Here is a 20,516-nt window from a genome sequence, read left to right on the forward strand (position 1 = left end):
GCGATCATCCTCCGCATGAACGGGTTCGAGCAAGCGAAGTCCGTCAAGTCCTTACGGAAGGACGAAGGCAAGCCTGGTTCATTATAAGACACTAATGTTGCTAACCGCCGGTAAACGGATCATGCGATTGCACCGGCCCAGCGGCCCGCTAAGGATTCCATGCAACAATCGTGAGTTACCGAATAATGCATGGTCACACTTTCTCCAGATCGCAAGAGAAGACGGACGAAACATTGCGTAAATTTCCGAGCACGTCTTTTGTTAAGATTCGTGTAACCTTAATTTCAGTTGATATCGGGGAAATCGTCCCGACGTAGATTCGCTCCGACAACATTGTCGGGCCGTTCTTTGCGGAGAACCGTTTCGGGCACGATTACCGCCGCAAATGGCTGAGCGGCACGTGGCCTGGCCCCTTGATGTTCTGCAGCACAAGCTGGGTGTGGACGTCGCGGACGCCGGGCAGCCGCATCAGCCGGTGCATGACGAAAGCATTGAGATCGTCCACCGACGGCACCATCACATGCAGCAGGAAATCGTGGTCGCCGGTCATCGTCCAGCAGGACGAGACCTCGTCCATGCGCTGCACGGCGGCGATAAAACTTTCCGGCGAGCCGTCGCTGTGGCTCACCAGGCGGACCTGGATGAACACCTCGACCGTCAGCCCCAGCGCGCGTCGGCTGAGCACGGCGGCAAAGCCCTTGATGACGCCGGCGCCTTGCAGCGCCTCGAAGCGCCGCGCGCAGGGCGTGGTCGACAGGCCAATCTCCTGCGCGAGTTCCGACACGGCCTTGCGCCCGTCGCGTTGCAGGGTGTCCAGCATTCTTATTTCGAACTCATCCAACTGAGGCATTTTCCCTCCTAAACGTTTAAATTTGAGCGAAGTTTACCTCAAAATCCCTCGCTTGGCTACAAAGAAGGCTGATTTGCCTCACGAGCCGCGGCTACGATGACGCCACCATCCGGGAACCGACGATTTTTTTCAGGAGGAAGAAATGACGATCAGCGTTGCCGACTATGCCCGCGAATGCGCGGCGCAAGGCCTTCGCGGCGACTATTCGGTGTGCCGCGCCGACTTCACAGTGGCTCAGGATTACGACTATTCCGCTGACGAGCAGGCAGTGTGGCGCACGCTCTGCGATCGCCAGACGAAGCTGACGCAGAGGCTGGCGCACCGTTCCTATCTCGACGGCGTCGCGACGCTCGGGCTGCTCGACAAGATTCCGGATTTGGACGCCATCAGCGAGAAATTGCGCAAGCTCACGGGCTGGGAAATCGTGGCGGTGCCCGGGCTGATCCCCGCCGGCCCCTTCTTCGACCATCTCGCCAACCGCCGTTTCCCAGTCACCAACTGGCTGCGGACCAGGCAGGAACTCGACTACATCGTCGAGCCGGACATGTTCCATGACTTCTTCGGCCATGTGCCGATCCTGACGCAGCCGGTGTTCGCCGATTTCATGCAGATGTATGGTGAGAAGGCCGAGGACATGATCGCGCTGGGCGGCGACGAGATGATCACCCGGCTCTACTGGTACAGCGCCGAATACGGCCTCATCCAGGAAGCCGGCCAGCCGGTAAAGGCTTTCGGCGCAGGACTGATGTCGTCTTTCACCGAGCTGCAATTCGCGGTCGAAAGCAAGGACGCCCATCATGTGCCGTTCGACCTGGAGACGGTGATGCGCACCGGCTACGAGATCGACAAGTTCCAGCGCGCCTACTTCGTGCTGCCGTCCTTCGACGCATTGCGCGATGCATTCGCCGGCGACGACCTCGCCGGGATCGTCACGCGGTTCAAGGGTCAGCCGGCGCTCGACCCCGCCACGGTCTAGGCATTGAACCAAAATGCGCGAGCCCGAAATCGTTCGGTGCGGCGCGCTTCGGGGTCCGGCTTTCGCCCAGCCGGCCGTCAGAGCGGTTCGGTGCTAAAAGGCGACTGAGCCGCTCTGGGTTTTGCGGAAGCAAGCCGCCAGTGTCCGGTCCTCGGGCATCAGCCGGCCGAAGCCGGCTCGGCCTTGAGCCTCGCCAACTGCTCGCTTTGCAGCTCCAGCGCGGCGTCGATGAAGCGCAGCACGGTCGCCAACTCGGCGTCGCTGAAAGCCGCCATCACTTTCTCGCCCTCGCGCGCGATGGCGCCATAGTAGCGCTCCGAAAGTTCTCTGGTCAGGTCGGTCGCCTCGATCACCACCTTGCGCCTGTCTTCCAGGCTGCGGGTTCGGGTAACGAGCCCACGCGCCTCAAGGCGGTCGATCAAGGCCGTCACCGCTGCCGGCGTCAGCCCCGTCGCCGCCGCCACGGCGCCGGCCGATTGCGGCCCCGCGTAGAGCAAACCCAGACAATGCCGCTCGGCCGCGATCAGCCCAAGCCGCTCCCCGACCGCCTCGTCATAGGCTTGCGTCGCGTCCTGCCAGCGCATGACGGCACGGCTGACGGCCGCCGTCATCTCAGCACGATTCATGCTTGACGAATTTAGTTCGATCATCTAACTATCAAGTTGTCTAACATTCAGACTATCGTATCAATATGCGATGCCACCCTTTGCGAAGCAAGGGCAAAGTCGCCGACAGGAGTGAACAATGAGCTTGATTCAACAGCGCCCCCCTCTCTCGCATGAGGACGAGTACAGATACGCCAAGCTGGCCATGGAATGGTACGGCTGGGGCTCGCCCATCGGCCTCGGCATCCTGCTGGTGGCACTTGCCGCCGCGGCCGTGCTGGTGCGGGTCGCCGTTTACGGACTGTAAATCCGACCCCCAAAGGCGCGCCAAGGCGGCGCCGGTTGCCATTGCAGGCGCCGGCGCCGCCCGCCTGTCGGGAGTTCAGACTGTGATCACCTTCCTGAGGTGGCCGCGCAGCCGGCAGGTACTCATGCGGGTGCCGCCCATTTTGGTGATGGCCCGCCGTCTCCTTATTCGTCGGATAATCGCCGCCTTTGCCGATCCAGTCGGCGATGCGCACGCGGCCGAGATTCTTCCGCGCCATGGTCGTGCCGAAGAGCCGCAAGCCCTCAGGCGGCTTCCGAAAGATCGCGATCGAGAACGGACAGGTTGCGGCCGCGATGCTTGGCCTCGTAGAGCCTGCGGTCGGCGGCGCGCATCAGCTCCGACACGGTGGCGCTCTCGCCACAGGTGATGCCGCCGATCGAGACCGTCAACGGCACGGTCCGCTCGTCGACAGGACGAAAGCGGATCAGTTCGACCTCGCGGCGGATGCGCTCGGCCACGCGCCTTGCTTCCGGTTCGGTGGCGCCAACCAGGAAGGCGGCGAACTCCTCGCCGCCGATTCGGCCGAGCACATCGCCGCTGCGCACGCCGCGCTCGATGGCGCCGGCGATCAGAAGCAGCGCATCGTCGCCGGTCAGGTGACCGTAATTGTCGTTGATGGTCTTGAAGTGGTCGGCATCGATGATCAGCAGGGCGCCGCGATCGGCCTTGCGCCGGGAACCGTCGAGCGCGGCGAAGAAGGTCTCGCGGTTGAGCATGCCGGTCATGTCGTCGCGGCTTGCCTTCTCCGACAGGCGTCTGTGGGCCGCGGCGAGCTGAGCATGCGCGCGGGCAAGCTCGCGATGCGCATTTTTCAGCCGGTCGCTTTGCCAGAAGGTGCCGACGCTGGCAATCCAGGCGAGAATCAAAGGGCAAACCGTGGCCGTCAGCCAGACGGTGCGGCTGATCGGAAAGCCCATGGCCGGGACCACAACCAGCGTCAACAAGAGCGAGACAGCGACCGAAGCGAACGCGACGACTGCGGACTTCAAGATTATGCGACTCATCGCTGTCTCCCAACGGACTGCCTCTGTGCCAGCAAGCGCTGAAGGTGACCTTTCCGGGACGATTAAAATTTGAAGCGAGGCGTCATTTTCACGACGCAAGACGCGCGGAAGTTGTGGATAAACTCCGCGTCCGCATGCCATAAGGAGGCCATGACGACGACGCCCGAGCCCGCCCGTTTTGCCCATGTCACGGATTGGGTATTCGACCTCGACAACACGCTCTATCCGCATCACTCGAACCTGTTCGCGCAGATCGATGTGAAGATGACTGCCTATGTCGGCGAGTTGCTGACGCTCTCGCGCGAGGAGGCGCGCAAGCTGCAGAAAGAGCTCTATCTCGAGTACGGCACGACGCTGAACGGGCTGATGGCGCGCCACGGCATCGACCCCGACGACTTCCTCGAGAAGGTGCACGACATCGACTATTCCTGGCTGGTGCCCGATCCGGTGCTCGGTGCCGCGATCCGCCAATTGCCGGGCCGCAAGTTCATTTTCACCAATGGGGACCGCAAGCATGCCGAGCGCGCCGCGCGCCAGCTCGGCGTATTGGATCATTTCGACGACATCTTCGACATCGTCGCGGCGGGTCTCAACCCCAAGCCGGCCCGCCAGACCTATGAGCGGTTCGCCGAGCTGCATTCCGTGACCGGCCACAACGCGGTGATGTTCGAGGACCTGGCGCGCAACCTCTCTGTACCGAAATCGCTCGGCATGACGACGGTGCTGGTCGTGCCGCGCAATTTCGAGCCGACTTTCTCCGAGATCTGGGAGCGCGACCCGGCGAATGAGGACGACGTGGATTTCGTCACCGACGACCTCGCCGGCTTCCTGACGGCAATCGTCGAGGTCCCGGGCTGAACCAACTCCAGATTGCCGGCGCCGCCGTCAGAACTCGCTGGTCATTGCGGTAACGACGAGCGCGCACTCAGAGGCTGTAGAAGCGGCGAACGATGTCCCAGGCTTCGTCGGCGGTGTCGACGAAATCGATGATGTCCTGGTCGCCGGGCGAGATCGTGCCTTGCTCGGCAAGGAAGTCGAGGTCGATCGCCCGTTGCCAGAACGCCTTGCCGAACAGGATCACCGGCACGCGCTCCATGCGCCCGGTCTGGATCAGCGTCAGCGTCTCGAAGAATTCGTCCATCGTGCCGAAGCCGCCCGGAAACACGGCTACCGCCTTGGCGCGCATGACGAAATGCATCTTGCGGATGGCGAAATAGTGGAAGTTGAAGCAGAGTTCGGGCGTCACATAGGCGTTCGGCGCCTGTTCGTGCGGCAGCACGATGTTCAAGCCGATCGACGGCGCGCCGACATCGTCGGCGCCGCGATTGCCCGCCTCCATGACTCCCGGTCCGCCGCCGGTGACGACGACGAATTCGCGATAATAGGATGTGGCCGACTGCTGCGAGCACAGCCGGGCGAACTTGCGCGCCTCTTCGTAATATTTGCTGTTCAGCTCGAGGTTCTTCTTCTGCGTCTCGTTCTTGGCGGCCCAGGCGGCGCCGCCCGGCTCGGGAAGCCGCGCCCCGCCGAACAGGATGACGGTCGAGCGGATGCCGCGCTCGGCAAGGATCATCTCCGGCTTCAAGAGCTCGAGCTGCAGGCGCACCGGACGCAATTCGCGCCGCGTCATGAAGTCGGGATCGTTCCAGGCCAGGCGATAGGTTTCGGCCCGCGTCTGCGGCGTGTCCGGCACGCTTTTCGACCGCTCGAGATCCTCGTCCGAATGGGGCAGCGGCGTCCAGCCCGCCTTTTCCATGGGTGTCATCGAATCCACCGTCCTAATTCCTTTACTTGCGCCGTCCCGTGACGCAGTCGCGATTGACCCCCATTAAGGCTTCACATAGGGTCCGCGCGATTTCAAAACAGGTTAAGGCGCAGGCCTTAACAGCTTTGTAATGGAGCAAATTCATGTCGAAGCCCGATCTGGCGAGCCTCGAAAAGACCATCGAAAAGGCCTTCGAGGAGCGCGATACGATTTCGACCGCGACCGGCGGCGAAACGCGCGACGCCATCCAGTCGGCGCTCGATTTGCTCGACCGCGGCGTGGTTCGCGTCGCCGAGCGGCAGGACGACGGCAAATGGCTGGTCAACCAGTGGCTGAAGAAGGCGGTGCTGCTCTCCTTCCGGCTGAACCCGATGGAGATCATCAAGGGCGGCCCGGGCCACTCGGTATGGTGGGACAAGGTGCCGTCGAAGTTCGAGGGCTGGGGCGCGGTCGATTTCGAGAAGGCCGGCTTCCGCGCCGTGCCGTCCTCGGTCGTGCGCCGCTCGGCCTATGTCGCCCCGGGCGCGGTGCTGATGCCGTCCTTCGTCAATGTCGGCGCCTATGTCGACACAGGCACCATGGTCGACACCTGGGCCTCGGTCGGTTCTTGCGCCCAGATCGGCAAGAACGTGCATCTCTCCGGCGGCGTCGGCATCGGCGGCGTGCTGGAGCCGATGCAGGCCGGTCCGACCATCATCGAGGACAATTGCTTCATCGGCGCGCGCTCCGAGGTGGTCGAAGGCTGCATCGTGCGCGAAGGCTCGGTGCTCGGCATGGGCGTGTTCATTGGCCAGTCGACCAAGATCGTCGACCGCGCCACCGGCGAGGTCTTCTACGGTGAAGTGCCGGCAAATTCGGTGGTCGTCGCCGGATCGCTGCCGGGCAAGCCGCTGCCCAATGGCGAGCCGGGGCCGAGCCTCTACTGCGCCGTCATCGTCAAACGCGTCGACGCCAGGACCCGCTCCAAGACGTCGATCAACGAATTGCTGCGCGATTGATCTTTCCCGCGAACAGACGCACCCTCCGCCGGCGCGACATTCCGTCGCGCTGGTTCAACGGAGGGGCGTCATGGACTGGAAGTATCTGCTGACGAGTTTCGACGGCCGCATCAACCGGGCCAAGTTCTGGGCCGGCATCGGCATATTCATCGTCATCGCCATCATTGCGTTCATTCTCGACTCGATCCTCGGCACACGTTTCACCACCGCCGGCGGCGACCAGATCGGCATCCTCGGCATCCTGGTCACGCTGGCATCGATCTATTTCGCGATTGCTCTCTATGCCAAACGCTGGCACGACCGTAAGAAGTCGGGCTGGTGGACACTGATCGGCCTTATACCCATCATCGGCGGCATCTGGCTGCTCATCGAACTGGGCATGCTCGAAGGCACCAGGGGCGCCAATCAATACGGACCGGACCCGCTTGCCTGAAAAAGCAGACTTCATCTGGCTCTTCTTCAAAACCTCGGGCCGCGTCAGCCGCGCGGCTTATTTTCTCGGCGGATTGCTGGTTGCTATCGTCCAGGCCTTTCCGCTTTATCGCTTCACGCTGGTGCCGGAAGGTTCGGCCGAGAGCAACATGTGGTCGTTCGTTTTCTTCCTCACGTTCCTCGCCTCGTTGTGGTCGAACGTCGTGCTGGCAGTGAAGCGGCTGCACGACCTCGACAAGCCGGGCATCGCGGCGCTGGTGCTGTTCGTTCCCGTCGTGTCGATCGTTGCCTTCCTGGTGCTCTGCCTGTTTCCGGGACAGCCCGGATCCAATCGCTACGGCAGCCGCACGAATGCGCCGGCCGACCGCTAGCGCCGGATGATTTTTAGGTCGTTTCGACCTCAAATCTGATCCGGCTCTAAATCACAGAGATAACGCGTGATGTAATCGGTCAATGACGATGTCGCCATCCTTGGCGTCAACGAGACCGAGAATTTGAGCTCGAACCTGTCGCGCAAATATCACGCTGATCGAGGACCGCGGCTGACCTCGTCGGGCGTCAATCCGGGCGGACCGCGCCTGTCCGCTTCCGCCTGACGCACCAGCGCCATGATGCGCTTCGTCACAGGCGCCGGCACGCCGGTCTTTTGCGCGAGCCGCAGGATCGCTCCCTGCAATTCGTCGACCTCGGTCGGCCGACGACGATGGAGATCGTCCCACATCGAGGAGCGCGCCTTGGGGTCGATCGCCAGCAGCCGCCGGGCCAGGATTCCGAACAGCCAGTCCGGAAGCCGCAGCACTTTCGGCAGCAGCCATGGGGGCGGCCCAGCGATGCGCGCCGGCTCGATACGGCAAGCTTTCATTGCAGCCAGGGCCTCGTCGATCTGGTCCGCCAGAATGACGCGCCAGCCGCGGTCCGCCAATTCGGTCGCCAGCGGCAGGTCGGAGAGCGCGACCAGCGCATTGTTGAGGTTCATCAGCAGTTTGCTCCACTGCACCGCCCTCATGTCGGCATGGGTTTCGACCCCAAGTCCTTCGACATTGAGCAGTGCTGAAAGGCCGGGCTCAGTATTCTCGATGATGACCATGCCGTCGCTGGCGCGGCGGACGCTGAACGGCGTCTCGCCATCCGGCGATTGCACGACATTAAACGCAACCATACCGGCAAGCACGCGATGCGCGGGAAGCGCTCCACGCAGTTTGTCCGGATTGTCGACGCCATTCTGCAGGCTGATCACAATGGCATCGGGGCGGGCATGAGCCGCAACAAGCGCCGCCATCTCCTCGGTCGCGCCGCTCTTTACGGTGACCAGAACGATATCCGCGTTGCGCAGCGCCAGCGCCGGATCGTCGCTGACCGCCAGCGTCTCAGGCCCGATGCGTCTGTCGCGGCCGTCAAGATCGCTGATCCGCAGCCCGTCCTTGCGCAACGCCTCCACAATGCAGCCGCGGCCAAGGAAGACGACCTTACGCCCGGCGAGCGCCAGGCAGCCGCCGACATAGCAGCCGATGCTGCCGGCGCCGGCTATCGCGATCGTCTTTCCTTCTTTGGCCATGCGATCATCCCGTCCTGGCCCGCGCGACTATACGACACGACAACCATATTGTCGGCGGCTTGCTCGGCGAACATCTGCCACCGTGACAGGCCTGCCGCTTTCGACTATCGCTTTGCCCATGAAATTGCCGACCGACCCTGCCCAGAACCTTGCCGCCCTGATCCGCTGCCCTTCCGTGACGCCCGCCGAAGGCGGCGCGCTGCAGACCTTGGAAGACATGCTGAAGCCACTCGGCTTCGCCGTCGAGCGGCCGATATTCTCGGAAGATGGCACGCCGAACATCGAAAATCTCTATGCGCGCCGCTCCGGCAACGGCCCACATCTGATGTTTGCCGGCCATACCGACGTGGTGCCGGTCGGCGACGAGGCGGCGTGGACGCATCCGCCCTTTGCCGCCGAGATCGCCAATGGCGAGATGTATGGCCGCGGCGCCGTCGACATGAAAGGCGGCATCGCCTGCTTCATCGCCGCGGTGGCGCGCCACATCGAGAACAATGGCGGCCCGAAAGGCTCGGTCTCGCTGCTGATCACCGGCGACGAGGAAGGGCCGGCCATCAACGGCACGGTGAAGCTGCTCGACTGGGCTGCCGCCAAGGGCGAGAAATGGGACGCCTCGATCGTCGGCGAGCCGACCAATCCGGATGCGCTTGGCGATATGATCAAGATCGGCCGGCGCGGCTCGCTCTCCGGCAGCGTCATCGTCAATGGCCGTCAGGGCCACGCCGCCTATCCGCAACTTGCCGACAACCCGGTGCGCGGGCTTATGAGCCTTGTCGACGCGCTGCTCCATCCGGTGTTCGACAGGGGAACAAAGGATTTCCAGCCGACCAATCTGGAAGTGACCTCGATCGACGTCGGCAACCCGGCGACCAATGTCATCCCGGCCAAGGCCACCGCCACGTTCAACATCCGCTTCAACGACACTTGGGATGCCGAGACCGTCCAGGCCGAGATCCACAACCGGCTCGACCAGGCGGCGGGCCGCAAGAAATATCGGCCGGGCAAGAAGACCGCCGTCGACTACGAGCTTGTCTGGCGCGACCGGCCGAGCCATGTCTTCCTTACCCGCGACGAAAAGCTGATCGACACGCTGAGCGGTTCCGTGGCCGCGGTGGTCGGCAAGAGGCCTTCGCTCTCCACCTCCGGCGGCACTTCGGATGCGCGTTTCATCAAGGATTTTTGCCCGGTGGTCGAGTTCGGGCTGGTCGGCAAGACCATGCACATGGTCGACGAGCGCGTGGCGGTCGCCGATCTCGAGACGCTGACAGGGATATACGAGCGCTTTATCGAGGACTGGTTCGGACAAGGTCTGACGTGACCATGCTGTCAACGGACGAAACCTTTGCTTCGCTGGCCGGCGCCTGGCGGCTGATGCTCGGCAGGGCCGACGGCCTGCGCATGCTCGATCTGTCTGCGGACGGTTTTTGGAATTCCTTCTTCGCCATCGTCGTGGCGGCGCCGGCGCTGATCGTCGGCTGGGTCGGGATCGCCAATGAGATAGGCGATCCGAATGCGTTCGCCGGGCGGCTCGGCATGCTGCTCCGGCTGGCAACCGTCGACATCGGTTCCTGGGTACTGCCGCTGGTGGCGCTTGCGCTGGTCGCGCCGCGCGCCGGCATCGGCGGCCGCTTCGTCCACTACGTCGTCGCCTCCAATTGGGCCTCCGCGATCATCGCCTGGCTGATGCTGCCGTCGGCGCTGCTGAGGCTGTTCCTGCCTTCGACCGACGAGGTCAGCGGCCTGGTCTCGCTGCTGCTGTTCGCGCTGTCGATGGTGCTGACCTGGCGCATGACCAACGCGACGATCGGCAAGGGCGCGGCTGTCGGCACCGCGGTGTTTGTCGGCATGTTCGTCGCCTCGCTGCTCGTCTTGTTCGGGCTGCAGGCGCTGCTCGGCATCGACATTCCGGACGGCGCGAGGGGCTGATCTTGGCCGGCTGACGGAGTCTTTTCTGTGAAACAGGGGGGTATGATAGTTTCACACCACTGTCCTCCCGGAGCGCTAGCCATGTCCGCTACCGAAAAACGCGCCTTCAGCCTGCCGGCCAAGCAAGCGGCCTTCATTGATCAGCTCGTCCGCTCGGGCACGTATGCGACCAGCAGCGAAGTCATCCGCGCCGGGCTTCGCGCCCTTCAGGAGCGCGACGCCGCGGTGGAGCGTTGGCTGCGCGCGGAGGTCGCTCCGGCCTATGATGCGTGGAAGGCAAACCCCGGCAAAGGCATTTCGCCGGAGGAAATGGCCGAACGGGCGCGCAAGCGTCACGAGCGCTATTCGCAAAAGAAACCGTGAGGCGTCGGACCGTCGTCTATACGCTTGATCCCGGCGACGATCTCGATCGCATTTACACCTTCATTGCTCAAGCCAGCAATCCCATCCTTGCAGACCGCTACGACGCTCGCATCCGCGCGTTCTGCGAGCGCCTCGAGCATGGCTCAGAACGCGGCACGCGCCGTGATGACGTGCGGGCGGACCTTCGCGTCGTCGGATTTGAGCGCCGGATAACTGTCGCTTTCGTTGTGGAGCCTGAGCGCGTCGTGATTCTGCGCCTCTTCTATGGCGGCGCGAATTGGTCGGACGAACTCGCCGGGGACGACGCCGGCTGATCGACGCCGCCTCAGACGTCTTCTGGATAGTCCACCCCGACCAAGAACAGGCCGTCGGGCGGCGCTACCTGTCCGCAGGCTGCCCGGTTGCGCGCTTCGAGCGCCGCCTTGAGATCGGCGGCGCTCCAGGAGCCGTCGCCGACCCTGCGCAGTGAGCCGACCATCGAGCGCACCTGGTTGTGCAGGAAGGAGCGCGCCGAGGTTCGCACCTCGAGGAGATCTCCGGCACGGGTGACATCGAGCCGGTCAAGCGTGCGCACCGGGCTTTCGGCCTGGCACTGGGTGGAGCGGAAGGTGGTGAAATCGTGCCGCCCGAGCAGCACCCTCGCCGCCTCGTGCATGGCCTCGGCATCGAGCCGTTTCGGCACCCACCAGACCTTGCCCTTTTCAAGCGCCGACGGGGCACGGCGGTTGAGGATGCGATAGAGATAATGGCGGCCGGTGGCGGAAAACCGCGCATCGAAATCGTCGGCGACGACGGCAGCCTTGAGGATGGCGATGCGCGCGCCAGCCGCCTGCAGATGGGCGTTGACGGCGTCGCGCACCTTGTCGCCCGCCCAGTCCCTGGCCAGATCGACATGGGCCACCTGGGCGGTCGCGTGCACGCCGGCATCGGTGCGGCCGGCGGCACGTATTCGCACCTCTTCGCCGCAGAACTTTTCGATCGCCTGCTCGATCGCCTGCTGCACCGAAAGCTGGTCCGCCTGATGCTGCCAGCCGGCGAATTGGCTGCCGTCATATTCGATATCGAGCCGAAAACGCGGCATGCCAGCTCTGCGTTTGGCGCTCGCCTAGGCGGCCAGCGCGGTGAAGGCCGAAGCGTATAGCAGTCTGCCGGCCTCGGGCGCGTCGCCCCAGGCCAGCGCCTGCAGCGCCTCGCCCTGGTACTCGCTCTCGAATTTCTCGGCGCGGGCGTGGGTGTAGCCAAAGCGGCCGTAATAGGCCGGATCGCCGAGCACCACCGCCAATGCCTCGCCGGCTTCCTTCAGGCGGACATGCGCCTCGCGGATCAGCGCGCCGCCGATGCCGGTGCCGTGGAAGGACGGCTCGACGGCCAGCGGCGCCAGCGCCACGGCCGCGAAGCGCTTGCCGCCGTTCTGCACAAAAAGCCTGGAAAACAGGATGTGGCCGACGACCTGGCCATCTTCTTCCGCAACCAGCTCGACGACGGCGTCGCCGCCGGTGACCAGCGCATCGACCAGGCCGGCCTCCGCCTGCTGGCCGAAGGCATGCTCTTCGACGAGGCGGATCGCCTCGCGATCCCGCGGCGTCGCCGCACGTATCGACATCATGCTCATTGGAGTTTCGTTCCTTTTTCGATCTTGGCCCCGCGCAAAAACTCCTGCGCGGCGGCGGGCCTTCCACCCGCCCGTTGAACTTCGACCAGCCGCACCGCGCCTGACCCGCAGGCGACCGTCAGCCGATCATCGAGAATACCTCCCGACTCGCCGACGCCGTTGGAAAGCGTCGAGCGAAGCAGTTTCAGCCGCTCCACGCGGCCACCAATTTCGACCTCGCACCACGCGCCCGGAAAGGGCGAGAGGCCGCGAATGTGATTGTGGACTTCGCCGGCAGGCCGCGTCCAGTCTACGCGTGTCTCCGATTTATCGATCTTTCGCGCATAGGTCACCCCTTCCGTCGCCTGCGGGGCAAATGTCAGACAATTTATCCCCAACTGTGCGAGCGCATCCACCATCAGCGAGGCGCCTCGAGCCATGAGGAGGTCATGCAATTCCCCGGCGGTCATATCGGGACCAATGGCGCATTTTTCAACCAATGCCACCGGGCCAGTGTCCAGCCCCTCTTCCATGCGCATCACCATCATGCCGGTTTCGACATCGCCGGCCATGATGGCGCGCTGTATGGGAGCAGCACCGCGCCAACGCGGCAAAAGTGATGCATGGCCGTTGAGGCAACCGAGCCTGGTGGCCTCAAGAACGGGTTTCGGCAGAAGGAGGCCATAGGCGACGACCACGGCGACATCGGCCCGCAAACCGGCAAAGGCCTGCTGCTCCGTCTCTGCCTTGAGCGATGTCGGCGTGCGCACCTCGAGCCCGAGCCGTTCCGCCTCGCGCTGCACGGGCGAGGGCGTCAATTCCAACCCGCGCCGGCCGGCGGCGCGCGGCGGCTGCGTATAGACGGCGGCGATCTCATGGCCGGCCTCGGCGATGGCGCTGAGCGTCGGCACGGAAAACTCCGGCGTGCCCATGAAGATGACGCGAAGGGGCATTTCTCCTGCCATGCTATGTTCAGGCGTCCGCTTCAAACGGGTTCACGAGCTTCAGGCCAAGCTCGTCGAAGTCGCGAACATTGCGTGTCGCAAGCGTAGCGTCATGGGCCAGACAGATAGCCGCAATCATGGCATCGGAAAGACTGACCGGACGACCGATATTTTCCCGCATTGCCCGAAGCTTGCCGGTAAGGCGAGGTACCGAGCCAGCAAAGTCAACGATGCGACCCGAAAACTGCTTCGAGATCAGATGGTCGAGAGCACGAACGTGTCGATCAGAGCCGGTCTTATTCAGAAATCTTTCGGCGCCGAAAGATTGTTCCATGACGACCGGGCCGCACAGGTAAAGATTGAGCAGATCCTGTTTGCGAAACCATTCGACCACGTTCGGATCAGGTGTGATCCTGCTTGCTTCGGAAACGACGTTGGTATCGAGAATAATCAATCGAAACCCTCGACCAAGGGGCCAAAGTCCTGTTTCCTCGCAGCTTCGATTTCAGCCATTGTCTCAGCAAACTCGTTGTCAATTGCGCTTTCGTTTGCGAATGCGGAGCGGATACTCTCCCATGCTGAGAAGTTTGGCTCTAGCCTTCTTTCCTTTTCCACACTCATGCCCTTCCACAAAAGATCGATGGCTTTGCCCGATAGGCTCTGGCCGACTTTTCGAGCGGCTTGCTCAATTTCGCGCTTTAGGGGTTCTGGTACATTTCTGATTAGCATATCGCTCAAGGCTAAGCCTCCAATTTGATATCATGATATCATGGTTAGGCGATTTGCTCAATCATACCCAGCAGGGATTTGCGCGGCGCTTAAAGACTCTTCGGTAACCAAGTTCGAATGCTTTCCTTATATGATTCGGGCCTCTTGCCCCTTCGGAGCCATTCATATGAAGACTCGTCAAAAGACATTGGGGCGTGTCGTACGCCAGGTTCAAATCGCTCGATGAGGAATCTACGAAGGGCGAGTTGTCCAAACGACGTGAGCGAGCATTCGCTGTCTACCTCACGCCGCTTTTTGCAGTGGCATTAGTCGTGGTTTAATATTCTCGCCAAAGTCTCGCGCGCTTGCGTTTGAATTGGCTTCCAAAGCCATCGAAGTCGGGAAAGACTGGATCCTGCGTGGAATGCTCGAATGAGGTTCAGCCCGCCATCTTGCCCGGCGCCTTGTCCTTGGCGAGCTTCTTGAATTTCCTGACCACCATGTCGCGCTTCAGCTTCGAGATGTGGTCGATGAACAGCACGCCGTTAAGATGGTCGATCTCGTGCTGCAGGCAGGTCGCCATCAGGCCTTCGGCCTGCATCTCCTGCAGCTTGCCGTCGCGGTCGAGATATTTCACCCGCACCGCTGCGGGACGCTCGACCTCGGCATAGTAGTCAGGGATCGACAGGCAGCCTTCCTCATAGACCGAGCGCTCGTCGGAGCTTTCGAGGATTTCCGGATTGATGAAGACATGCGGCGCCGGCGGCTCGCCTTCCTTGGCGAGGTCGATGACCAACAAACGCCGCGGCTCGCCGACCTGGATCGCCGCCAGCCCGATTCCCGGCGCGTCATACATGGTTTCCAGCATGTCGTCGGTGAGCTTGCGCAAGTCACCGTCGACGCGCTCGACCGGTTTGGAAACCTGGCGAAGGATCGGATCGGGAAGGATGATGAGCGGCTTGATCGACATGGCGTCTCACCTAAGACGTCGATGGAAAAGCGTCAACCGGGGCGGCTTTGACTTGTTCACGTTTTGATCTGTGCCAGCAGAGCGAATCGGCTATGCTGCCCAAATGAACGACATGACCTCGATCCTTTCGCAACCCGTCGCGCGGCTCGGCGCCACCACAATCAGGCTCGGCGAGGCGCTTGGCTTCGGAGCGCTGCTGCTGCTGGCGCTGTTCCTGGCGCTCGTCATCGCGTTGTGGCGCGCGGGAAAGGCGCGCGCGGCAGCGGCGGCAGAAGCGGCCGACCATGCCCGCGACACCGAGGCCAGGATGGCGGACATTCTTCAGGCGCAGGCGGAGATGCAGGGTCGCATGGGCGCGATCGCCGAAGTGTTCGGCGCCAGGCAGGCCGAGCTCACCCAATCGCTCGGACAGCGGCTCGACGCCATGACCGGCCGCCTTGGCCAGACCATGGCCGAGCAGACCAAGTCGACGCATGAGAGCCTGGCCAAGCTGCAGGAGCGGCTGGCGGTGATCGACACGGCGCAGGGCAACATCCAATCTTTAGCCGGACAGGTCGTGCAGCTGCAGGCGATCCTCTCCAACAAGCAGACTCGCGGCGCCTTCGGCCAGTCGCGCATGGAGGCGATCATTGCCGACGGCCTGCCGCACGGCGCCTACGAGTTCCAGGCGAGCCTTTCCAACGGCAGCCGGCCCGACTGCCTGGTGCGGATGCCGAACGGCGCGCCGATGCTCGCCATCGACGCCAAGTTTCCGCTGGAGGCCTGGAATGCCATTCGTGCCGCCGAAGCCGCCGACTTGCAGAAGGCGGCGGCGCAGGCGTTCCGGCGCGACATCGAGGTGCATATCCGCGATATCGCGGAAAAATACCTGATCCAGGGCGAGACGCAGGACACCGCCTTCATGTTCGTGCCCTCGGAATCGGTGTTCGCGGAGATTCACGAGAATTTCGAGGCCGTGGTGCAGAAGGCGCACCGCGCCCGCGTCGTCATCGTCTCGCCGTCATTGCTGATGCTGTCGATCCAGGTCATCCAGGCGATCCTGAAGGACGCGCGCATGCGCGAGCAGGCGCATCTGATCCAGGGCGAGGTCATCCGCCTGATGGAGGACGTGGCGCGAGTCGACGAGCGCGTGCGCCGGTTGCAGACGCATTTCGGCCAGGCGGCCAGGGATATCGACGACATCCTCGTCTCGACGACGAAGGTCACCAAACGCGGGCAGAAGATCGAGGCGCTGGAGTTCGCCGAGGGCGAACCCGAACCGCCACGCGGTCCTGCCAAGGTGGAGGCGGGCGCGCGCGTGGCCGATTCCAAGACGGGTCAGCTCAGGCTGCGCGTCGTCGAAGGCGACGACTGAGCTGCCGTAACTCCGTTACTGCTCCTCGATGGTGGTGATGCCTTCGATTTCCGGCAGCCAGTGCAACGCCGAGCGGTGCCAAACCTGTCTTCTCGGCACCAGCTGGTCGCGCTGGCGCGCCGTGCCCACCCGAATGCCGTAGATTTTCGGTCCATCGCCGACCGACGTGGCATAGAGATGCGATCCGCATTCGCCGCAAAACCCCTGAGCGCGCTTAGCGCCGCTGGATCCGGTCTTGATGTAGACCTTCGGCGTGCCCTTGGTAATCCGGTAATCCTCTTCTGGCGCGCCCACCGTCACGCGAAAGGCCGTTCCCGTCAGTTGCTGGCAATCGGTGCAATGGCAGATCGAGGTCTTTTCGGGATCGACCTCCGCTTCGTAGGTGATGGCGCCGCAATGACACCCGCCGTCGATTCTCATTCGGCATGCTCCCAAAAGATTGCTTCGCTCAAATCTAATCCTCTTCGAAGGCCCCGGCGATAGCCTTACGCCTGCGCTCCCATGTGCCGGTCGCCTGCGGCTTGACGAACAGCCTGGTGATTTCGGGCATGTCGCTTTTCAGTCGCGCCTCCACGCGTTCAACGCAGGCTTCGATCTCAGGCGCCGTGAGATGATCCTCGAATTCGATGCTTAGGCCTGCGACGATCTCCTCCGGGCCGATATGGACGCTCAGTATGCCGTTCGCCCGCTGCACGGCCGGGTCTTCCTGAGCGATCGCCAGAACCTTGCGCTGCACCTCGGGCGAAGCGGGCTCACCGATGAGCAGACCCTTGCTCTCGCGCGCCAAGAAGATGGCGGTGGCGCCCAGGATGACGGCGATGCCGATCGAGCCGGCGCCGTCGAGCTCGGGGATACCCAGGAGTTCGGCAGACAGGATGCCGACGAAGGCGACGACGAGGCCGAGCAGCGCGGCGCTGTCCTCGAACAGCACCGTGTAGATGCTGGGATCCTTGCTCATCCGGACCGCCTCGAACCAACCCAGCCTTCCCTTCTGTCCCCGGAACTCCTTCAGCGCCACCAGCCAGGAACTGCCTTCGAACAGAAAAGAAAGACCAAGCACGATGTAGTTGACCTTGGCGTTGACGATCGGCTCGGGCGCCATGATGTGGATCACGCCCTCATAGAAGGAAACGCCCGCGCCCAGCGCGAAAACCAGAAGCGCGACGATAAAGCTCCAGAAATAGAGTTCGCGTCCGTGTCCGAGCGGATGCGTGCGGTCGGGCGGGCGCGCGGCACGGCGCATGCCGTAAAGCAGAAGCGCGCCATTGCCGGTGTCGACCAGCGAATGCACGCCCTCCGACAGCATGGCTGAAGAGCCTGTGAAGAACGCTGCGGCGAATTTGGTCAGGGCGATCGCAACATTGCCGGCGAGCGCGGCGTAGATCACTCTTTTCGAGCCGCTATGCCCTGCCATGCGCTTCCGATCCTCTTCCAAGGGGGAGCTCAGCCGCCGCCCAAAGCTCCACCGACAATGCGCCAGCCGCTCCGAGGTTCAGATGCCCCTATGCATTTCTGTTGCCTGATCGATCCCGAGGTCGCGGGATCAAGGGAAAACGGTTGACATAGCGCAAGCCGGCTTTCGAAGCTGCAAGCGGCCTCTTGCGGTCGGGCGCTTCTCTTGTTTCACTTGTGCTGCCCACAAATCGGAGGAGCGAATCATGGCGAAAGGTGCGATGAAGGCGGGCAAGGAACCCCGCAAGCCGAAAAAGGACGCCAAGAAACCGGCCGCGGCCCCGGCTCCGAAGGCGCCGCCGGTCAAGGCGATGCGCATCAAGGAGAAGTAGGCCGTCAGCGCGGCCGATCCGTCTCGATGCGGATTTGAACCGGCGGCATGCCGAATGCTGCCGGTGTTTTGTTGATCGGGGTACAGAACTCACTATATCGGTACCGCGAGGACGACCTCGCTTCCCCGAAGCCCGGCCGGGACGACCCGCCACGTCAAACGTCGAGCATTCGATGCTCGATCGATGGAGCGTTCGCGATGTCCTGGATCTTCCTTTTCTTCGCCGGCCTGTTCGAGATCGGCTGGGCGATCGGCCTCAAATATACCGATGGGTTCTCGAAGCCGTTGCCGACCGTGCTCACAATCGTCTCGATGGTCGTCAGCCTTGGCCTGCTCGGGCTTGCGTTGAAGACATTGCCCGTCGGCACGGCCTATGCGGTATGGACCGGCATCGGCACTGTCGGCACGGCCTTGCTCGGCATATGGCTGCTCGGCGAGCCGGCGACCGCGGTGCGGCTTGCCTGCATCGGCCTGATCGTCTGCGGCATCGTCGGGCTGAAGCTCGTCGGCTGATGCAGCACGAACGCGTTCAGGGCCGCTCCTGGCGACCCTGACTCATTTTTCGAAAGAACTCGAACCTAGCGGGCCGAGAAGCCCGGAGGCGTGCGACCGACGCGCGCCTTGCGGGCGGCGTAGCGCGCATCTCGCTTGGCCTTGCGTTCTGCCTCCTCGGCGAGCAGGCGGGCGATGCGTTCGGTTTCCTCGGCTTCGCGGATCTTGGCCTCGGCAGCCGCCGCCTCTTCGGCAGCAATACGGGCCGCTTCGGCCACTGCCTCGCGTTCAGCCTTCTCGGCCGCTTCGCGCGCCAGCTTTTCCTGCTTCAACCGGGCCTTCTCGGCCTCGCGGATCGCACGGGCCTCGAGGATCGCCTTGCGTTCCGCCTGACGCGCCAGAACCGCTGGGTCGTCCGCCGCCGGCTTTGACTTGAAGCGCTCCAGGAGCGCCTTCTTTGCCTCGTTCGCGGCGTTGCGCCGCTCGAATATGTCTTTTTCCCTGTAAATAGCCAAGTCCACTTCCCTGAAGTCAATTCGCGACGCTTACATACGCGCGAAAGCGGTGAGTTCAAGCGCCAAAACGGTATGCCAGCCATGAAAATCTGGGCTGTTGCCGTCGGGATACGTCGTCGCGGCGCGATGCACTGTTCACAAATCGCGCCTCTGGCGGCTCTGGGGGCCGGTCGCTACCTCTAGCGCCAACAATCAACGCCCAAGCGGCGCATCAGGATGCATGAAAATGGAACTTGGCCTCTACACTTTCGCGGATGTCAGCCCGGAGCCGGGCCCCGGCGCCATCGGCCCGCACGAACGGCTGCGCAACCTGATCGAGGAGGTCGAGCTGGCCGACCAGGTCGGTCTCGACGTGTTCGGCCTCGGCGAACACCATCGCCCCGACTATGCGGCCTCGGCGCCGGTCGTGGCGCTGGCCGCGGCCGCGGAGCGGACGAAGCGGATCAAGCTCACCAGCGCGGTCACGGTGCTTTCTTCCGACGATCCGGTGCGGGTCTTCCAGCAGTTCGCGACGCTCGACCTTCTGTCCGGCGGCCGCGCCGAGATCATGGCCGGGCGCGGCTCCTTCATCGAATCGTTTCCGCTGTTCGGCTACAATCTCGAGGACTATGACGAGCTCTTCGCCGAGAAGCTGGATCTCCTGCTTGCCATCCGCGACCAGGTGAAGGTGACGTGGCAGGGCAAGCTGCGCGCGCCGATCAACGGCCGCGGCGTCTATCCCCGACCTTTCCGGGACAAGCTGCCGATCTGGATCGCTATTGGCGGGACGCCGCAGTCCGCCGCCCGCGCCGGCGTGCTCGGCCTGCCGCTGGCGCTTGCCATCATCGGCGGCGAGCCGGCCCGCTTCGCGCCGCTGTTCGAGATCTATCGCGAGGCGGCAAGGCGTGCCGGCAACGATCCCGCCTCGCTCGCGACCAGCTTGAACGTGCATGGCTTCGTCGGCGAGACGACCGAGAAGGCGGCCGACGATTTCTACGCACCGCAAGCCGAGGTGATGAACCGCATCGGCCGCGAGCGCGGCTGGGGGCCGACCTCGCGGGCGCATTTCGATCAGGCGCGCGGGCCGAACGGCGCGCTGTTCGTCGGCGATCCCGAACAGGTGGCGGAAAAGATCGTCGCCCAGCACAAGATCTTCGGCAACGACCGCTTCCTGTTGCAGATGGCGATCGGCACCATGCCGCATGCCAAGATCATGAAGGCGATCGAGCTCTACGGCACCAAGGTGGCGCCGGTCGTGCGCAAGGAGACGGCGAAGGCCGCGCCGGCGCCCGTCGCCTGAGGACGCCTGCCCAGCAAGATGCGCCCTCACCGCCGGCTAAGGAACCTTGGCGGCGGCGCGTACGTTTTCCTCGGCGAT

The 20,516-nt window shown here is 63.3% G+C and carries 28 protein-coding genes; 14 read left to right on the plus strand and 14 right to left on the minus strand.

Annotation, left to right across the window (positions count from 1 at the left end; genetic code table 11):
• Window positions 1-373: 373 nt before the first annotated feature.
• Window positions 374-850, minus strand: a complete 477-nt coding sequence (locus CK218_RS07290; RefSeq protein WP_095776842.1) for an Lrp/AsnC family transcriptional regulator — start codon at window positions 848-850, stop codon at window positions 374-376.
• Window positions 851-992: 142 nt separating this feature from the next.
• Here CK218_RS07290 and phhA point away from each other — a divergent pair, with 142 nt between their 5' ends.
• Entirely contained in the window at window positions 993-1,826 is an 834-nt protein-coding gene (gene phhA, locus CK218_RS07295; RefSeq protein ID WP_095827303.1) for a phenylalanine 4-monooxygenase, read from the plus strand.
• Window positions 1,827-1,984: 158 nt separating this feature from the next.
• Here phhA and CK218_RS07300 read toward each other — a convergent pair whose 3' ends face one another.
• Complete coding sequence (locus CK218_RS07300; RefSeq protein WP_095799017.1) at window positions 1,985-2,476, minus strand: MarR family transcriptional regulator; 492 nt, start codon at window positions 2,474-2,476, stop codon at window positions 1,985-1,987.
• Between the two features lie 94 nt (window positions 2,477-2,570).
• Here CK218_RS07300 and CK218_RS30505 point away from each other — a divergent pair, with 94 nt between their 5' ends.
• A complete protein-coding gene (locus CK218_RS30505) occupies window positions 2,571-2,738 on the plus strand; it encodes a hypothetical protein (RefSeq protein WP_179294449.1) in 168 nt (55 codons plus the stop codon).
• Between the two features lie 263 nt (window positions 2,739-3,001).
• On the opposite strand, the gene CK218_RS07305 is transcribed toward CK218_RS30505, so the two are convergent.
• Window positions 3,002-3,763 (minus strand): GGDEF domain-containing protein, encoded by a 762-nt coding sequence (locus CK218_RS07305; protein WP_067323795.1) that lies wholly within the window; start codon window positions 3,761-3,763, stop codon window positions 3,002-3,004.
• Window positions 3,764-3,913: 150 nt separating this feature from the next.
• Here CK218_RS07305 and CK218_RS07310 point away from each other — a divergent pair, with 150 nt between their 5' ends.
• Entirely contained in the window at window positions 3,914-4,621 is a 708-nt protein-coding gene (locus tag CK218_RS07310) for a pyrimidine 5'-nucleotidase (RefSeq protein ID WP_067003034.1), read from the plus strand.
• Window positions 4,622-4,688: 67 nt separating this feature from the next.
• Here CK218_RS07310 and CK218_RS07315 read toward each other — a convergent pair whose 3' ends face one another.
• Window positions 4,689-5,528: an LOG family protein gene (locus tag CK218_RS07315; protein WP_082953833.1), complete on the minus strand. Its 840-nt coding sequence runs from the start codon at window positions 5,526-5,528 to the stop codon at window positions 4,689-4,691.
• A 143-nt stretch (window positions 5,529-5,671) separates the two neighbouring features.
• On the opposite strand from CK218_RS07315, the gene dapD reads away from it, so the two are divergent.
• The 3 genes from dapD to CK218_RS07330 all read left to right on the plus strand — a co-directional run bounded on the left by dapD (window position 5,672) and on the right by CK218_RS07330 (window position 7,329).
• Window positions 5,672-6,526, plus strand: coding sequence for a 2,3,4,5-tetrahydropyridine-2,6-dicarboxylate N-succinyltransferase (dapD, locus tag CK218_RS07320; protein WP_095827304.1), 855 nt, complete (start codon window positions 5,672-5,674; stop codon window positions 6,524-6,526).
• Between the two features lie 70 nt (window positions 6,527-6,596).
• The gene (locus tag CK218_RS07325; protein ID WP_095827305.1) at window positions 6,597-6,959 is read left to right on the plus strand and encodes a DUF805 domain-containing protein; all 363 of its coding nucleotides are present in this window, start codon (window positions 6,597-6,599) and stop codon (window positions 6,957-6,959) included.
• Entirely contained in the window at window positions 6,952-7,329 is a 378-nt protein-coding gene (locus tag CK218_RS07330; RefSeq protein ID WP_067003040.1) for a DUF805 domain-containing protein, read from the plus strand. The genes CK218_RS07325 and CK218_RS07330 overlap by 8 nt, the downstream gene beginning before the upstream one ends.
• A 149-nt stretch (window positions 7,330-7,478) precedes the next feature.
• Here the strand turns inward: CK218_RS07330 and CK218_RS07335 are convergent, their stop codons facing one another.
• Entirely contained in the window at window positions 7,479-8,513 is a 1,035-nt protein-coding gene (locus CK218_RS07335; protein WP_095827306.1) for a 2-dehydropantoate 2-reductase, read from the minus strand.
• Between the two features lie 118 nt (window positions 8,514-8,631).
• Here CK218_RS07335 and dapE point away from each other — a divergent pair, with 118 nt between their 5' ends.
• The 4 genes from dapE to CK218_RS07355 all read left to right on the plus strand — a co-directional run bounded on the left by dapE (window position 8,632) and on the right by CK218_RS07355 (window position 11,116).
• Window positions 8,632-9,831: a succinyl-diaminopimelate desuccinylase gene (gene dapE / locus CK218_RS07340; RefSeq protein WP_067003044.1), complete on the plus strand. Its 1,200-nt coding sequence runs from the start codon at window positions 8,632-8,634 to the stop codon at window positions 9,829-9,831.
• Between the two features lie 2 nt (window positions 9,832-9,833).
• Window positions 9,834-10,439 carry a transporter gene (locus tag CK218_RS07345; RefSeq protein ID WP_095827307.1) on the plus strand — a complete coding sequence of 202 codons (606 nt, stop codon included), beginning with the start codon at window positions 9,834-9,836 and terminating at the stop codon, window positions 10,437-10,439.
• An 81-nt stretch (window positions 10,440-10,520) separates the two neighbouring features.
• Window positions 10,521-10,802, plus strand: a complete 282-nt coding sequence (locus tag CK218_RS07350) for a type II toxin-antitoxin system ParD family antitoxin (RefSeq protein ID WP_095827308.1) — start codon at window positions 10,521-10,523, stop codon at window positions 10,800-10,802.
• Window positions 10,799-11,116 carry a type II toxin-antitoxin system RelE/ParE family toxin gene (locus tag CK218_RS07355; RefSeq protein ID WP_095827309.1) on the plus strand — a complete coding sequence of 106 codons (318 nt, stop codon included), beginning with the start codon at window positions 10,799-10,801 and terminating at the stop codon, window positions 11,114-11,116. Before CK218_RS07350 ends, CK218_RS07355 begins: the two co-directional genes overlap by 4 nt.
• 11 nt (window positions 11,117-11,127) lie before the next feature.
• Here CK218_RS07355 and truA read toward each other — a convergent pair whose 3' ends face one another.
• The 6 genes from truA to def all read right to left on the minus strand — a co-directional run bounded on the left by truA (window position 11,128) and on the right by def (window position 15,015).
• A complete protein-coding gene (gene truA, locus CK218_RS07360) occupies window positions 11,128-11,883 on the minus strand; it encodes a tRNA pseudouridine(38-40) synthase TruA (protein ID WP_095827310.1) in 756 nt (251 codons plus the stop codon).
• A gap of 24 nt (window positions 11,884-11,907) precedes the next feature.
• Window positions 11,908-12,414 carry an N-acetyltransferase gene (locus CK218_RS07365; protein ID WP_067323775.1) on the minus strand — a complete coding sequence of 169 codons (507 nt, stop codon included), beginning with the start codon at window positions 12,412-12,414 and terminating at the stop codon, window positions 11,908-11,910.
• Window positions 12,411-13,346: a methionyl-tRNA formyltransferase gene (gene fmt / locus CK218_RS07370; RefSeq protein ID WP_067323773.1), complete on the minus strand. Its 936-nt coding sequence runs from the start codon at window positions 13,344-13,346 to the stop codon at window positions 12,411-12,413. The genes CK218_RS07365 and fmt overlap by 4 nt, the downstream gene beginning before the upstream one ends.
• Window positions 13,347-13,365: 19 nt before the next feature.
• Window positions 13,366-13,791, minus strand: a complete 426-nt coding sequence (locus CK218_RS07375) for a type II toxin-antitoxin system VapC family toxin (protein ID WP_095776830.1) — start codon at window positions 13,789-13,791, stop codon at window positions 13,366-13,368.
• On the minus strand, window positions 13,788-14,066 hold the full coding sequence (locus CK218_RS07380) for a plasmid stabilization protein (RefSeq protein ID WP_082953832.1): 279 nt from the start codon (window positions 14,064-14,066) through the stop codon (window positions 13,788-13,790). The genes CK218_RS07375 and CK218_RS07380 overlap by 4 nt, the downstream gene beginning before the upstream one ends.
• Before the next feature lie 418 nt (window positions 14,067-14,484).
• Complete coding sequence (def, locus tag CK218_RS07385; protein ID WP_067003060.1) at window positions 14,485-15,015, minus strand: peptide deformylase; 531 nt, start codon at window positions 15,013-15,015, stop codon at window positions 14,485-14,487.
• Between the two features lie 103 nt (window positions 15,016-15,118).
• On the opposite strand from def, the gene CK218_RS07390 reads away from it, so the two are divergent.
• Window positions 15,119-16,369 (plus strand): DNA recombination protein RmuC, encoded by a 1,251-nt coding sequence (locus tag CK218_RS07390; RefSeq protein ID WP_095827311.1) that lies wholly within the window; start codon window positions 15,119-15,121, stop codon window positions 16,367-16,369.
• Window positions 16,370-16,384: 15 nt separating this feature from the next.
• Here the strand turns inward: CK218_RS07390 and CK218_RS07395 are convergent, their stop codons facing one another.
• Together CK218_RS07395 and CK218_RS07400 are read right to left on the minus strand one after the other, a co-directional pair.
• Window positions 16,385-16,789 carry a GFA family protein gene (locus CK218_RS07395; protein ID WP_067323761.1) on the minus strand — a complete coding sequence of 135 codons (405 nt, stop codon included), beginning with the start codon at window positions 16,787-16,789 and terminating at the stop codon, window positions 16,385-16,387.
• A gap of 34 nt (window positions 16,790-16,823) precedes the next feature.
• Complete coding sequence (locus CK218_RS07400) at window positions 16,824-17,783, minus strand: cation diffusion facilitator family transporter (protein WP_095827547.1); 960 nt, start codon at window positions 17,781-17,783, stop codon at window positions 16,824-16,826.
• 244 nt (window positions 17,784-18,027) lie between these two features.
• On the opposite strand from CK218_RS07400, the gene CK218_RS31370 reads away from it, so the two are divergent.
• Both CK218_RS31370 and sugE read left to right on the plus strand, forming a co-directional pair.
• The gene (locus tag CK218_RS31370) at window positions 18,028-18,153 is read left to right on the plus strand and encodes a hypothetical protein (protein ID WP_082953831.1); all 126 of its coding nucleotides are present in this window, start codon (window positions 18,028-18,030) and stop codon (window positions 18,151-18,153) included.
• Window positions 18,154-18,350: 197 nt separating this feature from the next.
• On the plus strand, window positions 18,351-18,665 hold the full coding sequence (sugE, locus tag CK218_RS07410; RefSeq protein ID WP_095827312.1) for a quaternary ammonium compound efflux SMR transporter SugE: 315 nt from the start codon (window positions 18,351-18,353) through the stop codon (window positions 18,663-18,665).
• A 65-nt stretch (window positions 18,666-18,730) separates the two neighbouring features.
• Here the strand turns inward: sugE and CK218_RS07415 are convergent, their stop codons facing one another.
• Window positions 18,731-19,159: a DUF6481 family protein gene (locus tag CK218_RS07415; protein WP_095776825.1), complete on the minus strand. Its 429-nt coding sequence runs from the start codon at window positions 19,157-19,159 to the stop codon at window positions 18,731-18,733.
• Between the two features lie 226 nt (window positions 19,160-19,385).
• On the opposite strand from CK218_RS07415, the gene CK218_RS07420 reads away from it, so the two are divergent.
• Window positions 19,386-20,438, plus strand: a complete 1,053-nt coding sequence (locus tag CK218_RS07420) for an LLM class flavin-dependent oxidoreductase (RefSeq protein ID WP_095827313.1) — start codon at window positions 19,386-19,388, stop codon at window positions 20,436-20,438.
• The last annotated feature ends 78 nt before the right edge of the window (window positions 20,439-20,516 follow it).

Source organism: Mesorhizobium sp. WSM3879, from assembly GCF_002294915.1.
Classification (GTDB): Bacteria; Pseudomonadota; Alphaproteobacteria; order Rhizobiales; family Rhizobiaceae; genus Mesorhizobium.

Excerpts from the sequence above, each read along its gene's own strand:
- dapE (WP_067003044.1), top strand. The coding sequence starts at position 8,632 with ATGAAATTGCCGACCGACCCTGCCCAGAACCTTGCCGCCCTGATCCGC.
- CK218_RS07315 (WP_082953833.1), bottom strand. The coding sequence starts at position 5,528 with ATGACACCCATGGAAAAGGCGGGCTGGACGCCGCTGCCCCATTCGGAC.
- CK218_RS30505 (WP_179294449.1), top strand. The coding sequence starts at position 2,571 with ATGAGCTTGATTCAACAGCGCCCCCCTCTCTCGCATGAGGACGAGTAC.
- CK218_RS07395 (WP_067323761.1), bottom strand. The coding sequence starts at position 16,789 with ATGAGAATCGACGGCGGGTGTCATTGCGGCGCCATCACCTACGAAGCG.
- CK218_RS07345 (WP_095827307.1), top strand. The coding sequence starts at position 9,834 with ATGCTGTCAACGGACGAAACCTTTGCTTCGCTGGCCGGCGCCTGGCGG.
- CK218_RS07420 (WP_095827313.1), top strand. The coding sequence starts at position 19,386 with ATGGAACTTGGCCTCTACACTTTCGCGGATGTCAGCCCGGAGCCGGGC.
- CK218_RS07300 (WP_095799017.1), bottom strand. The coding sequence starts at position 2,476 with ATGATCGAACTAAATTCGTCAAGCATGAATCGTGCTGAGATGACGGCG.
- CK218_RS07305 (WP_067323795.1), bottom strand. The coding sequence starts at position 3,763 with ATGAGTCGCATAATCTTGAAGTCCGCAGTCGTCGCGTTCGCTTCGGTC.
- CK218_RS07390 (WP_095827311.1), top strand. The coding sequence starts at position 15,119 with ATGAACGACATGACCTCGATCCTTTCGCAACCCGTCGCGCGGCTCGGC.
- phhA (WP_095827303.1), top strand. The coding sequence starts at position 993 with ATGACGATCAGCGTTGCCGACTATGCCCGCGAATGCGCGGCGCAAGGC.
- sugE (WP_095827312.1), top strand. The coding sequence starts at position 18,351 with ATGTCCTGGATCTTCCTTTTCTTCGCCGGCCTGTTCGAGATCGGCTGG.
- def (WP_067003060.1), bottom strand. The coding sequence starts at position 15,015 with ATGTCGATCAAGCCGCTCATCATCCTTCCCGATCCGATCCTTCGCCAG.
- fmt (WP_067323773.1), bottom strand. The coding sequence starts at position 13,346 with ATGCCCCTTCGCGTCATCTTCATGGGCACGCCGGAGTTTTCCGTGCCG.
- dapD (WP_095827304.1), top strand. The coding sequence starts at position 5,672 with ATGTCGAAGCCCGATCTGGCGAGCCTCGAAAAGACCATCGAAAAGGCC.
- CK218_RS07400 (WP_095827547.1), bottom strand. The coding sequence starts at position 17,783 with ATGGCAGGGCATAGCGGCTCGAAAAGAGTGATCTACGCCGCGCTCGCC.
- CK218_RS07365 (WP_067323775.1), bottom strand. The coding sequence starts at position 12,414 with ATGAGCATGATGTCGATACGTGCGGCGACGCCGCGGGATCGCGAGGCG.
- CK218_RS07310 (WP_067003034.1), top strand. The coding sequence starts at position 3,914 with ATGACGACGACGCCCGAGCCCGCCCGTTTTGCCCATGTCACGGATTGG.
- truA (WP_095827310.1), bottom strand. The coding sequence starts at position 11,883 with ATGCCGCGTTTTCGGCTCGATATCGAATATGACGGCAGCCAATTCGCC.
- CK218_RS07290 (WP_095776842.1), bottom strand. The coding sequence starts at position 850 with ATGCCTCAGTTGGATGAGTTCGAAATAAGAATGCTGGACACCCTGCAA.
- CK218_RS07350 (WP_095827308.1), top strand. The coding sequence starts at position 10,521 with ATGTCCGCTACCGAAAAACGCGCCTTCAGCCTGCCGGCCAAGCAAGCG.
- CK218_RS07380 (WP_082953832.1), bottom strand. The coding sequence starts at position 14,066 with ATGCTAATCAGAAATGTACCAGAACCCCTAAAGCGCGAAATTGAGCAA.
- CK218_RS07335 (WP_095827306.1), bottom strand. The coding sequence starts at position 8,513 with ATGGCCAAAGAAGGAAAGACGATCGCGATAGCCGGCGCCGGCAGCATC.
- CK218_RS31370 (WP_082953831.1), top strand. The coding sequence starts at position 18,028 with ATGGCGAAAGGTGCGATGAAGGCGGGCAAGGAACCCCGCAAGCCGAAA.
- CK218_RS07325 (WP_095827305.1), top strand. The coding sequence starts at position 6,597 with ATGGACTGGAAGTATCTGCTGACGAGTTTCGACGGCCGCATCAACCGG.